The organism is Kaistella soli, from assembly GCF_019038595.1.
GTDB lineage: Bacteria > Bacteroidota > Bacteroidia > Flavobacteriales > Weeksellaceae > Kaistella > Kaistella soli.
The window spans coordinates 321,026-333,786 of the sequence record NZ_JAHOPF010000003.1; the positions used below are offsets into that span (position 1 = coordinate 321,026).

General features: G+C 38.4%; 14 protein-coding genes. 2 read left to right on the top strand and 12 right to left on the bottom strand.

The window, feature by feature from the left end:
• The first annotated feature begins 24 nt into the window (after window positions 1–24).
• Both KSK37_RS07170 and KSK37_RS07175 read left to right on the top strand, forming a co-directional pair.
• Complete coding sequence (locus KSK37_RS07170; RefSeq protein ID WP_217200442.1) at window positions 25–888, top strand: alpha/beta hydrolase family protein; 864 nt, start codon at window positions 25–27, stop codon at window positions 886–888.
• A 36-nt stretch (window positions 889–924) separates the two neighbouring features.
• Window positions 925–1,749, top strand: coding sequence for a TerC family protein (locus KSK37_RS07175; RefSeq protein WP_217200444.1), 825 nt, complete (start codon window positions 925–927; stop codon window positions 1,747–1,749).
• A gap of 36 nt (window positions 1,750–1,785) precedes the next feature.
• Here the strand turns inward: KSK37_RS07175 and KSK37_RS07180 are convergent, their stop codons facing one another.
• The 12 genes from KSK37_RS07180 to KSK37_RS07235 all read right to left on the bottom strand — a co-directional run bounded on the left by KSK37_RS07180 (window position 1,786) and on the right by KSK37_RS07235 (window position 12,704).
• A complete protein-coding gene (locus KSK37_RS07180; protein ID WP_217200446.1) occupies window positions 1,786–2,607 on the bottom strand; it encodes a flavin reductase family protein in 822 nt (273 codons plus the stop codon).
• Between the two features lie 125 nt (window positions 2,608–2,732).
• Window positions 2,733–3,140: a GxxExxY protein gene (locus KSK37_RS07185; protein WP_088359732.1), complete on the bottom strand. Its 408-nt coding sequence runs from the start codon at window positions 3,138–3,140 to the stop codon at window positions 2,733–2,735.
• A 95-nt stretch (window positions 3,141–3,235) separates the two neighbouring features.
• Window positions 3,236–4,483, bottom strand: coding sequence for a fumarylacetoacetase (gene fahA / locus KSK37_RS07190; protein ID WP_217200448.1), 1,248 nt, complete (start codon window positions 4,481–4,483; stop codon window positions 3,236–3,238).
• A gap of 78 nt (window positions 4,484–4,561) precedes the next feature.
• Window positions 4,562–5,023, bottom strand: coding sequence for a hypothetical protein (locus tag KSK37_RS07195; RefSeq protein ID WP_088359734.1), 462 nt, complete (start codon window positions 5,021–5,023; stop codon window positions 4,562–4,564).
• A 46-nt stretch (window positions 5,024–5,069) separates the two neighbouring features.
• Window positions 5,070–6,200 (bottom strand): 4-hydroxyphenylpyruvate dioxygenase, encoded by a 1,131-nt coding sequence (hppD, locus tag KSK37_RS07200; RefSeq protein ID WP_088359735.1) that lies wholly within the window; start codon window positions 6,198–6,200, stop codon window positions 5,070–5,072.
• 123 nt (window positions 6,201–6,323) lie between these two features.
• Window positions 6,324–7,601, bottom strand: coding sequence for an acetyl-CoA hydrolase/transferase family protein (locus KSK37_RS07205; RefSeq protein WP_088359736.1), 1,278 nt, complete (start codon window positions 7,599–7,601; stop codon window positions 6,324–6,326).
• A gap of 198 nt (window positions 7,602–7,799) precedes the next feature.
• A complete protein-coding gene (locus KSK37_RS07210; RefSeq protein WP_217200450.1) occupies window positions 7,800–8,987 on the bottom strand; it encodes a homogentisate 1,2-dioxygenase in 1,188 nt (395 codons plus the stop codon).
• 99 nt (window positions 8,988–9,086) lie between these two features.
• Complete coding sequence (locus tag KSK37_RS07215; RefSeq protein WP_217200452.1) at window positions 9,087–9,632, bottom strand: hypothetical protein; 546 nt, start codon at window positions 9,630–9,632, stop codon at window positions 9,087–9,089.
• A 13-nt stretch (window positions 9,633–9,645) separates the two neighbouring features.
• Entirely contained in the window at window positions 9,646–10,089 is a 444-nt protein-coding gene (locus KSK37_RS07220; RefSeq protein ID WP_217200454.1) for a hypothetical protein, read from the bottom strand.
• A 10-nt stretch (window positions 10,090–10,099) separates the two neighbouring features.
• On the bottom strand, window positions 10,100–10,909 hold the full coding sequence (locus tag KSK37_RS07225; protein WP_088359740.1) for a lysophospholipid acyltransferase family protein: 810 nt from the start codon (window positions 10,907–10,909) through the stop codon (window positions 10,100–10,102).
• Window positions 10,910–10,933: 24 nt separating this feature from the next.
• Entirely contained in the window at window positions 10,934–11,563 is a 630-nt protein-coding gene (locus KSK37_RS07230; RefSeq protein WP_217200455.1) for an NUDIX hydrolase, read from the bottom strand.
• A gap of 64 nt (window positions 11,564–11,627) precedes the next feature.
• A complete protein-coding gene (locus KSK37_RS07235; RefSeq protein WP_217200457.1) occupies window positions 11,628–12,704 on the bottom strand; it encodes a type I restriction endonuclease in 1,077 nt (358 codons plus the stop codon).
• Between the last annotated feature and the right edge of the window lie 57 nt (window positions 12,705–12,761).

The following is a 12,761-nucleotide window of genomic DNA, read 5'->3' on the forward strand; positions in this document are numbered from 1 at the left end:
TGAATTCAACTCAAAATCATGAAAATGAAAATTAACATTCAGAAGAATATAAAAATCCACAATCCTGATACCAAAGATTTTCTCGCGGATGCCTACTTTCCTGAAACTTCAGAAAAACTTCCGCTGGTAATTTTTGCGCACGGATACAAAGGTTACAAAGATTGGGGCGCCTGGGATTTAATGGCAGAAAAATTTGCTAAAGCGGGATTCTTCTTTATTAAATTCAATTTTTCCCATAACGGAACCACTTTAGAAAATCCAACTGAATTTGCCGATTTGGAAGCATTCGGGAATAATAATTTTTCTAAAGAAATGTCCGATTATGATGCCGTTCTAAATGAGTTTAGCAAAAACTCAAAAATCGATTCGGAAAAAATTGCAATTATTGGCCACAGCCGTGGTGGCGGAATTTCACTCATCAAAGCTTTCGAAGATGACCGAGTTAAAATACTGATTACTTTAGCAGGAGTCAGCAATTTCAATTACAGGTTTCCTTCCGGTGAGCGGCTTGAAAAATGGAAGAATGCCGGTGTAATGTATTCCGAAAACGGAAGAACCAAACAGCAGATGCCGCATTTCTATCAGTTTTATGAGGATTTCAAAATGCATGAAGAACGTTTTACCATTCAGCATGCTGCCCAAAATTTGGTAAAACCTTATCTCATTATTCAGGGGAATGATGATGAAGCAGTGAAAGACAAAGAAGCAGATTTACTTCATAAATGGTGCAAAAATTCAGAGCTATTCCTTATGGAAAATACCAATCATACTTTCGGTACCAAAGAACCGTGGGCCTATGATGAACTCCCGGAGGATCTTGCTAAAGCAATTAAAAAATCGGTGCAATTTCTTCAGCTTCACTTTCGGAAGATAAATTCTCAGTTTTAATTCAAAATAACTATTTTTGCGTAAACTATTTTATCTATGGAATTTCTTTCGGTAATAGATTTACCCAATTTTACGGATCCTCAAATCTGGATCAGTTTGCTCACCCTTACCTTCCTGGAAATTGTTTTGGGAGTGGATAATATTATTTTTATTTCAATCATTTCGGATAAGCTGCCCAAAGAGAAACAAAAGTTTGCCCGGAATTTGGGGCTTACATTTGCAATGCTTTTCCGGGTTGCTCTTTTGCTCATGATAAGTTGGATTATCGGCCTCAAAGAAGCTGTTTTCACCCTTTCGTGGTTTCAGGAGCCGGGAACAGATTTGCCGCTCGCTTTAAGCTGGAAAGATATTATTCTTTTGGGCGGAGGTATATTTCTGATTGCGAAAAGCACCTTTGAAATTCATGGCAAAATGTCCGGACACGATGATGCTCCGAAAGCGAAATCCAGTGCTTCAAGCCTGATGACCATGGTAATTGTTCAGATTATTCTGGTGGATATGGTTTTCTCCCTTGATTCTATTTTAACGGCGATTGGTTTGGTAGATAATGTGCTGCTGATGATTATCGCGGTTGTAATTTCGATCGGAATTATGATGGCTTTTGCAGGACCGATTTCCGCAATTATTAATAAATATCCGAGTCTGCAGATGCTGGCACTTTCTTTCCTGGTTGTGATTGGAGTGATGCTTGTAGCAGAAGGGATTCACCAGCACGTGAGCAAAAATATTATTTATTCGTGTCTTGCGTTCAGTTTGGCAGTGGAGATGCTCAATATCCGGCTTAGAAACAAGCAGAAACAGAATTATCTTAAACTGAATCCTGATTTAAATAAGGATTTAAGCATTAAAGAGGAGGAATAAAAATAAAAAAGAGTGAAACTGTTTCACTCTTTTTTTTTAAACGTTCAGAATTTTCCAGGCTTCTTCAGTCTTATTTTCCAGAAGAAATTTCCGGGCTTCTGAATGGATGTTTTCATCGGCTGAAAAATTTCCTTGCGGAAGCTGCTCTGTGTTTGCCAGCATTCCCAAATCGTTTCCTGTAAATATTTTGCTGTATTTAATTTCGTCCGGTAACAGATCGAAACCAATTCCTTTTGTTACCAAAGGTTTGGGAACTTCGAAAAGGTTGTTTTCATTGTTTCGGGAATACCAGTTTCCGCCTAATCTTGCGACTAAATCGAGTTTTTTCTGGTCTAAATTCCCTTCGCTGTTTAAATATTCTTCACGGACATGAATTTTGATGATTTCACAGATTACTAAATTACCTGCGCCTCCTTCTGTTCCTAAATGTTTAATTTCTAAAACTTTGCATTCAAGATTTACGGGGCATTCTTCAATGATTTTTGGCTGAACCAAATCTGCATTTTTCATCGTTAAACCCGATTTTACAAATTCGTTTACCTCTTTTTCATATTCTGTAGAGGCCAGAGAAATCTGCTGAACGATTTTATAATTAACGATTCCGATCACAACTTCCGGGACTTCAAGAACGTTTTCTAAAGTATGTTTGGCAGTGTTATCCCGAACTCTTCGCGAAGGAGAAAAAATCACCACCGGCGGATTCGTACTGAACATATTAAAAAAACTGAAAGGACTTAAATTGATGTTTCCTTTTTTATCAACAGTCGACGCCAAAGCAATCGGTCTGGGCGCAATTGCTGTTTGAAGCAGGGTTTGCAGCTGTAAATTATTTAAGTCTTTTGGGGAGATTGTTTTCATATTAAGGAGAGGTTTTTAACCACAAAGTCACAAAGGTTTATTTTTAATTTTTAATCAGATCATGAAGTTGGCGTTATAATAAACCATGTATTTTTTCTTTGTGCCTTTGTGGTGTAAATAAATAGCTACAACAGCATTCTGTAATAGTCATTCACAAATGTTTCCTGACCTTGATGCATTAAATTTTTTACATTGAAATTAATTAAAATTCCTTTTGGCTTTTTCATCAGATTGATATAATTAAGAATTTGTGCCCGGTGAATATCATTAATTTCTGAAACCGCTTTCAGTTCCACGACGATACAATCCTCAATTAAAAAATCGCAAAAGAAATCACAAAATAATTCTTTACTTTTATAGGTAACCGGGATTTTTAATTGAGATTTAAAACTAATCTCTCGCAATTTTAATTCTTCTTCCAAACATTTATGGTAAACACTTTCCAGTAATCCGGGTCCAATAATTTTATGAACTTCAATACATGCACCATTAATTCTGAAAGTTAGATCATCTATAGAACGCTGTGTAATCATTATTCCAGATTTCTTAATTTTTTAATATTCCTTCATGTACTTAGAGTCAACCCGAATAGTTTCCCCTTTGTGACTTTGTGGTTTTAAAAGAACGCTTAATTTGCAGGTAAAATTTTCCCGGAAACTTCTCCAAAACCTACTCTCATTCCGTCCCTTTCAGCAAAACCGCGCATAATTACGGTATCGTTATCTTCAATAAATTTCCTTTCCTCGCCATTACTCAATTTTAATGGATTTTGTCCTCGCCAGGTCAATTCCAGCATGGAGCCAAAAGAATTTGGATTTTCTCCCGAAATAGTTCCTGATGCATACACGTCGCCGACTTCTACGTTACATCCGTTTACGGTATGATGTGCCAGCTGCTGCGTCATATTCCAGTACATGAATTTGTAGTTGCTTTGAGAAATCAGTGTTTCTGGGCTGTTTTCAGGTTTCAGATAAACTTCAAGATTGATGTCGAAATTCTTATTTCCTTCAAATTTTAAATAATCCAAAACTGCAGGTTCCTGAACTGGAGACTGAGTTCTGAATGGTTCTAAAGCTTCCAGAGTAACGATCCAAGGTGAAATGGAACTTCCGAAGTTTTTCCCCAAAAACGGTCCCAGCGGAACATATTCCCAGCTTTGAATATCTCGGGCAGACCAGTCGTTAAAAATCACCATTCCGAAAATAGCATCCTCAGCTTCTGCAGTAGAAATGCTTTCTCCCATTTCGGTGTGTTTATTCACCACGAAAGCCATTTCGAGTTCAAAATCAAGTTGTTTCGACGGTCCGAAAATCGGTGAGGGTACATCTGCGGGTTTGGTTTGACCTTTCGGACGGATGATGTCGGTTCCTGAAACCACAATGGAAGAAGCCCGACCGTGATAACCCACAGGAAGATGTTTCCAGTTTGGTAATAACGCATTAGCCGGATCGCGGAACATTTTCCCAACGTTGGTTGCGTGTTCAATACTGCTGTAAAAATCGGTATAATTCGGAATATGAAGCGGCATCATCATTTTTACCTGCTCTAAACTGAAGAAGCATTTTTCCTGTATTTTTTCATCTTTTGCCAGACTTGAATTTTCAGCCAATATTTCCTGAATTTTTAAACGGACCGCATTGGTAACCGGTTTTCCGAGTTCAATAAATTCATTTAGAGTATAGGCTTCAAATACATTTTCGTCAAGGCCTTCGATTTCGTCAAAAAAGCCGTAATCGTAAAGGGTTGCCAAATCAATCACCACATCACCGATCCTCGTGCAGCATGCGATATATTCTTTATTGAAAGCCGCCACACCAAAGGGAATGTTATAGATTGAAAAATCGGAATTTTGTCCGTAATTTACAAAAGACTTCATAGTTTTTTTGTTTTAAAGAAAGGTTCAAAGTATAAAATTTTGCTTTAAACTTTGAACCTTCATTATTTTTATTTGAATTTATTTTTGATTGATTGCGCTTTCTTCAATCCAGCGCTCTTTGGTATTCACATCAATCAGGTAAAGGATTTTTTTCTGTTTTGTCATGAGCAGATTTTTTGTTACTGCTAAAGGAATCTTTTTTCCTTCGAGTTTATCGGCTCTCAGAGAAATAATGTTGTGACGCGGTCTTACGATATCTCCCGAGAAAACATTGGAGGACGATTCACCGGTCTGTTTGTCATCAAACATTTCAACATAAGTAGCCAGATTTCCTTTGATAATGATGAAACATCTTTCAGTGTGATCCGGAAATTCTTTAATTAAAACAAATTTACGGTCATCAATGCTGACGTCTTTGAGGTTTTGATTAATGCCCCGTCTTTCTTCAAGTTTCTGTATGATTGCATTGATGGAGCCATATTGCGCTTTCATACCTAAAGACGAAACGCAGAGAACAGCCGCTAAAAATATTTTTTTCATTGAATTTGGTTTAATTTTTTGCCTGACCAAAAGCCAACCGAACAACTTATAGGTTTCCTCTTCTTTCCTGTTCTTTCTCTAAAGCTTCGAACAATGCTTTGAAATTTCCTGCGCCGAAACTCTGCGCGCCGTGTCTTTCAATGATTTCGTAGAAAAGGGTAGGGCGGTCTTCAACGGGTTTGGTGAAAATCTGTAAAAGGTAACCTTCTTCATCACAGTCGATTAAGATGCCTAAATCGGAAAGCTTTTTTAAGTCTTCATCTATTGTTCCCACTCTTTCCGGAACCATTTCGTAATATGCATTTGGAGGAGCCGGCAAAAATTCTATGCCTCTGGCTTTCAGTTCTGTCACCGTTTTGATGATGTCTTTTGTCGCTACTGCAATGTGCTGAACTCCTTCTCCTTCGTAGAAATCAAGATATTCTTCGACCTGAGATTTCTTCTTTCCTTCTGCCGGTTCGTTAATTGGAAACTTGGCAAAGCCGTTTCCGTTGCTCATCACTTTTGACATCAGCGCCGAATATTCAGTATTGATCTGTTTGTCATCAAAACTCAGAATATTTACGAATCCCATTACTTTTTCATACCATTCAACGGTCGGAATCATCCGGTCCCAGCCAACATTTCCGACACAGTGATCCACATATAAAAGTCCTACATCAGAAGGATTGTAGTTACTTTCCCATTTCTGATAACCGGGCATGAAATCTCCGGTATAATTTTTACGTTCCACAAACATGTGCACGGTTTCACCATAAGTATAAACTCCCGACATGCGCACTTCGCCGTGTTCATCGGTCAAAGTCTGAGGTTCTAAATAAGGCTTTGCGCCGCGTTTTGTAGTTTCTTCAAATGCTGAATAGGCATCATCTACCCAAAGTGCCAGAGTTTTTACGCCGTCGCCGTGTTTTTTCTGATGTTCGCAAATCGGCGAGTCTGAATTTAATCCTGAAGTTAATACTAACCTGATTTTTCCCTGCTGAACAACGTAAGAAGCTCTGTCGCGAACGCCTGTTTCGGGCCCTGCATATGCCACCGATTGAAAACCAAATGCGGTTTTGTAAAAGTGGGCTGCCTGTTTTGCATTTCCTACATAAAATTCGATATAATCTGTTCCGTTGATGGGTAGGAAATTTTCTGCCTGTGCAATTTTTTCCGCAAATGTGAGTGTAGACATGAGTTTATTTTTAGATATGCCAAATTACAAAAAAAATTCAGGATTGATAAAAAGCGAATTTTAGCGTTTTCAAATTCTATTTAAAAAAAAAATCTCCCGATATTTTTCGGGAGATTATATGAATTAAAGACATTTAAATCTTTCAAAAGTTGCTTTTTCGAGCATCTCACGGTCATCTGGATGCGAGATGTCAATTAGAGCTTTGGCGCGCTGCTTAAGGCTTTTTCCGTACAGATAAGCAGTCCCGAATTCAGTAACGACGTAATGGATATGGCCTCTGGTTGTTACTACACCTGCTCCCGGTTTCAGATATGGAACAATTCTCGGCACGCCTTTTTTAGTTCTGGATGAGATTGCAATAATTGGTTTTCCGCCATCAGAAAGGGCAGCGCCCCGCATGAAATCCATCTGACCGCCAATACCGCTGAACTGAAAAGTTCCTATTGAATCTGCACAAACCTGACCTGTAAGATCAATTTCAATAGCAGAATTGATAGCGACCATTTTCTTGTTTTTCATAATATTGATGGGATAATTCACATGTTCCACATCCATAAATTCAAACGCAGGATTGTCATCGATATAGTCGTATAATTTTCTGGTTCCGAACGCAAAACTTGTAATGGTTCTGTTTAAATGGGTTCCTTTATATTTATTGTTGATCACGTCATTGGCTACCAAATCTACGATTCCATCGCTGATCATTTCGGTATGAACACCCAAATCCTTATGATTGTGAAGACATTTCAGCACCGCATCAGGAATGGTTCCGATTCCCATTTGCAGGGTAGATCTGTCGTCAATAAGTTCTGCTACATTTTTTCCGATGAGGAGTTCTTCGGTACCTACTTTTGCACCATAATCAACAGTCAATAGTTCTTCCTCATGCCAAACCATTTTATGAATTTTCGTGTAATGAATCATACCGTCGCCGTGCGTTCTCGGCATCCGTGGATTCACTTGTGCGATAATGATTTTCGCTGTATCCACCGCGCTTCTCGCGACATCAACAGAAGTTCCCAATGTACAGTAACCATGCTGATCAGGTGGCGAAACAGTAATCATCGCTACATCAATAGGCAAAATTCCTTTTTTGAAAAACAGAGGAATTTCACTTAAAAAAACCGGAACAAAATCCCCGTGATCCGAGTTTACGGCCGCACGTACAGGCGTCGACACGAAAAGTGAATTGATGTAAAAACTTTCTTTATACTGAGGTTTTGCTATTTCCACATTTCCCTGCTGAGTAATGGAAACAAATTCCACGTTTTTAAGTCTTGATGATTGTTTTGCAAGTTCATCAATTAAAAAATTCGGCGTGCATGCACTTCCGTGGGAGAAAATTCGGTCGCCGCTTTTAATCACTGAAACTGCTTCTTCGGCACTTACATATTGAACCATATCACTAAATATTAAAATTACTTGTTTATTTTCTCAAAAATACCCATTTAAAATAAGACTGGAAATGAGTAAACTCAGTTTTTGAGAATTATTTGTTTTTTTGAAAGGACTGTTTATATGAATTTAATCATTACCATTAAATTATACCAATAAAAAAAGCCAACCTTTTGAGTCAGCTAATTGTTTTTTAATTTGACATTATTCCTGAGAGCGGTCTCCCAAATGGTTAAGCGGATTTTCGAGCCAGGAAGTGAGGTAAGAAGGATCTTCTACTTTCATGGCTTCTTCCGTGAGTTTCAGGGGACGGAAAGGATCTACCATCACCGCATATTCCTCCGTGAATTTTTTGCCGATGCTGCGTTCCATAGCGCCGGGATGCGGCCCGTGCACAATGCCGCCCGGATGAAGGGTGAAATCCATCAGATCGATATGGTTCCGGCTCATGAAATCTCCTTCTGTGTAAAATAAAACCTCATCAGAATCAATGTTAGAATGATTGTAAGGCGCCGGGATAGCAAGCGGATGGTAATCGTACATTCGGGCGACGAAAGAGCATACCACAAAGTTATGCGCTTCGAAAGTCTGGTGAATGGGTGGCGGAAGATGAACTCTGCCCGTTATCGGTTCGAAATTTTTAATATTGAATTTAAAAGGATAGAAAAATCCGTCCCAGCCCACGACATCGAATGGATGCGTCGCGTACACGAAATCCCAAATCTGATTTTCTTTTTTTACTTTGATGGTAAATTCACCTTTTTGGTCTTTAGGAGCCACAAAAGTCGGTGCGATGATATCTCTTTCACAGAATGGCGAATGCTCCAAAAGCTGTCCGAATTCGTTTCTGTAACGTTTTGGGGTGTAAATTGGGGAATGTGCTTCGACAAAGAAAATCACATTGTCCTCGGAGCTGAATTCAATCTGATAGATCGTTCCGCGCGGAATGATTAAATAATCGCCAACGGAAAATTTAAGATTTCCGACAAAAGTTTTTAATGTTCCGTTTCCTTCGTGGATGAAAAGCAGTTCGTCGCACTCTGCATTTTTGTAAAAATAATCGGTGGATTTCCGCGGTTTTGCGAGCCCCATTTTCAGGTCGTTATTCAGCATCAGCACTTTGCGGCTGTCGAGGAAGTCGTCTTCTGAAGTGACGTTCATTCCTTTGAACATTCTGGGTGTTACATTTTTTTCAACAGCGATTTTTGGTGTAACGTCTTTCGGTTCGCTGATAGATTTTATCTGAGTAGGCCTGTGAATGTGATAGAGTAGGGAAGAAATTCCGTGGAAACCTTCAGTTCCGAAAAGCTGCTCATAATAAAATTGGTCGTTTTCGGATTTGAAAATCGTGTGTCTTTTCTGAGGGATTTTTCCGGATTGGTGGTATCTCATTTTTTTACTTTAGTGAAAAGTAAATTTAATGAAATTTTCACACTTAATAAAAATGAATTTTTTTACTGAAATTTAATAACAGAAACGAAAGAAAAGTTTCTATTCAAAACTCATTACCGGCTCATAGAATTCCTCTTCCATCACGCCGAACTGCTGACAGAGCAGTTTAATACCTTCGATATTCTGAATTAAATTTTCGTCACCGGAAAGAAGTGGGATGCTGCCCATCTCAGTATTTAAAACAAAATGATCATCGTTTCTTTTGAATTCGGAAACGGTAAAAGGAAGTTTACGGAAATAATTTTCAGCGCTTTCCACTACAGCTGCAAATTTTTCCGGATAAACCAAAACGCCGCCGGGAGTAATATTCTGCAAAACAGCAAGTATTTGATCAGGATTTATTTCCTCAGAAATCAGGACAATATTGGGCTGGAAATCTGCTGCCTTTTGAAGATCTGAAGTTTCAAAAACAACAAAGTCGCTTCCGCTGTTCCTGCTTATGCCATGGATGGAAAAAAAATCGGCTTCTTTGCGGTAAAAATCGAGGACAGCCATCAAAAGTTTCGCCACGGACGGATGGGAAGTGCAGAGCAGGACGCGGGTTTTGTTTTTTGAAAAAGCAAGAATTTCTGAAATATCAGTCATTTTTACGTGGCAGTTATTTAGCTGTTACAGGGTTTACTTTCGATGTAATAATTTGTCTGAATACCATCGTGATATTATCCCAGCGTTCTTTGTCGCCTTCCATAATAAACGAAGCGTCAGATTTGCTTCCTGTTTGCTCGCCTTTTTTTACATTGATAATCGTAGAAATGTTATCGTAAACTTTCTTGTAGTCTTCACGGATCATTTTGAAATTGTTCTGTGTGAGTACAGTTTGGATATTTTTCAGCTCTTCATTGGAAATTTTGAAATCTTTCTTGATGTTTTTTCCCTGACCTTCCAGAGAGTAATGAGCGTTATTTCCCTTGATCAGAAGGTTTTCGTAGATCGGTGCAAAACCGCCGCTTCGGGAATAACTGTAATCGAAATCGGAATATTTTTTTTGGGGATTACATGCCGTAAGAATCACTAAAATACATAATGCAATAAATCGTTTCATTCAGAGTTTTTTAAGAATTTAAGTTAGTTTTATCTTCATTTTTCTGTGCTTTCCGTACTTCATCGTATTGATGTAAAACGTTAAAATCTTCTGTTTGTTCTATAGCGACCATGATTTTTTTCAGAATAGCGTTGGCATCGTCATGATCGTAATCAATATCGAGCGCTTTTTTAAACTCCATTGTTGGTTTTACGCCAGTGACTTTTACCCTGAGGCCTTTTTTATCAAAAGCTCTTCTAAAACCGTTTATTTTAATGGGAATAACAATTGGTCTCTGGTTTTTTACAAGTTTAGCTGTTCCTTTTCTCCCCTGTGCGAAAGCCGACGTTGTGCCTTGAGGAAAAGTAATCACCCAGCCGTTGTCCAGCGCTTTCATAATGTTTTCCACTTCTGTAAGATCTACCATTCTGTTCACGTTCTGTCCTTCAGCTCTCCATGTTCTTTTTACCGTAACTGCGCCTGCCAGTTTGAAGATTTTTGTCATAAAACCTTTATTCATGGTTTCTTCTGCAGCAACATAATAAAAGTCTACTTTTGGATTCAGCAGATATACCGGATTTTTAATGGTATTTAAATAGCCGTTGTTTACCGAGCAGAAAGCATGGTACATCGCAGCAACATCAGCAAAATAGGTTTGGTGGTTGGAGACGAAAAGAACATTGGAATCCGGCAGATCGACCAGATTTTCTGTACCCGAAATTTTCAGTTTGTTGAAGCCGTTGAATCTTCTGTAAGATACAAGTCCCAAAATGATGATGATTAATCTTTTCAGGAAATAAAGATTGCCGAACGCATCAGTGAAAATGTTTTTCTTCGCCATTATCAAATTACATAGACCGCGAATTTACAAATTTTTCATCAATTTGCTGAATTCGCTCAAAATCATTGAAGTTGCGCCCCAAATAATATAGCCGTTAAAATTAATGACCGGAACTTCCACGCCTCGGGAACTTGGCAGAACCATCATTTCAGGCTGTTCCGTAAGATTTAAAATGGAGGAAACGGGAAACTCAATCAGTTCTGCAGCTTCTGTTTCCTGTAGAGTAAACTGTGGATTTTTTTTGGTGTAGGACACGAAAGGTCTCACATAAAAGTTACTTGGCGGAATGTAAATTGGTGACATTTCGCGGATGATGCGGATATAATGTTCTTCAATTCCCATTTCTTCGGAAGTTTCGCGTTTGGCGGTTTCCTCGAAATTTTTGTCGGATTCTTCCTTTTTTCCACCGGGAAGGGAAATCTGTCCGCTGTGACGGTCTCTTTCGTTGGTGCTTCTTACCATGAGGGGAAAATACCACTCATTGTTTTTGAGGTAAAGAACGATGTTAACGGCCGCAAATTTGGGATTTCTGGATAGGATTTCTTGGTAAGAAAAAACGGGACGGTAAGGTGGTGAATAAATTCCGTGTGCATTTTCGCCCAACAGTTCCGCGTTTTGTATCTTTTTAATTAAATCTCTTCCAAAAACTTCCATATCACAAATTTAGTGAAATGATTATGGAAAGTGTTTTAAAGGAAAGTTAAAATTAGGGGAATGTTTACCCGTAATTATTTACGGTCGCCACAAGTTCTGCTTTGTAATTGTAAATATCATCGATTGAGGCAAGCGGCTTTTTCTCCCCGTTATCTTTTCCGTTGTTAAAAACCTCCATGTATTTATTCGCGGTGTTGAAATGTAGACGACATAAAGGTTTTCTGTTATTGTCATCTAAAAGTATCCCAAAATAGGACTGAGTGTCCCGGAAGAAAATTCGGGAGGCCGGAATGTGTTCTCTTAAAATCGCTTTCACAATCTGTGATGCTTCAATTTCGTCCTCAGTAGTAATAAATTTTGGACTTTCAGAAAGGTTTGCATCTACAGAACCGGTCTGTTCATCAGTTTTGGAAGGAACGGTTTCGTTAATATTCAAAGCATTTTTAAGTCTGAAGCTTATAGATTCGTTGATTGAGATGGAAAATGCTTTTTTCGTGTATTCTTTAAAAGCTGCTAACCGGTGTGCTGTTAAATGTTTTTCAAAAAAACGGTTTACTAAAAGTTTTACCATTTCATCAGACGGTTCCTGAATTTCTTTTTCAAATTCGTTTCTGATTGCTTTAATATATTTAAGTGCTTCAGCGGAATCCAGAATGTTTTCCAAATTGTAAGCGTTTCTGGTAAAGTTTTCCAAAATCTTTAGACCGGTGCTTTTAATATTTGACAAGTCTAGAGTGAAAAAAGGTTTTTCGTCCATAATATTAGGCTTCTCCAGGTCGGCATAAAAATTATAAATATGTCCGTTTGTTAAAACTCCGAATCTTGCTTTTGAAACGTGGTAATAACGATGGAGCTGAGAATTATGGGCGTCCGCATTTTCTTTCCAGTGTTTGCATTCAATAATTAAAATCGGTTCGTCGTCTCTCTTGATGACATAATCCACTTTTTCGCCTTTTTTGGTACCAATATCACAGATGAATTCGGGAATTACCTCCGTGGGATTAAAAATATCGTAACCTAAAATCTGTATAAACGGCATCACAAATGCGTTTTTGGTTGCTTCTTCTGTATTGATCTGCTCTTTCAGGGCGTCAACACGCTGGTGTAACTGTTCAAGTTTTAGTTTCAGTTCTGCTTCCATCGTTTATTTGGTTTTAATTTGTTCACTTAAATACTTGGAGTATTTTCATTTCGGGAA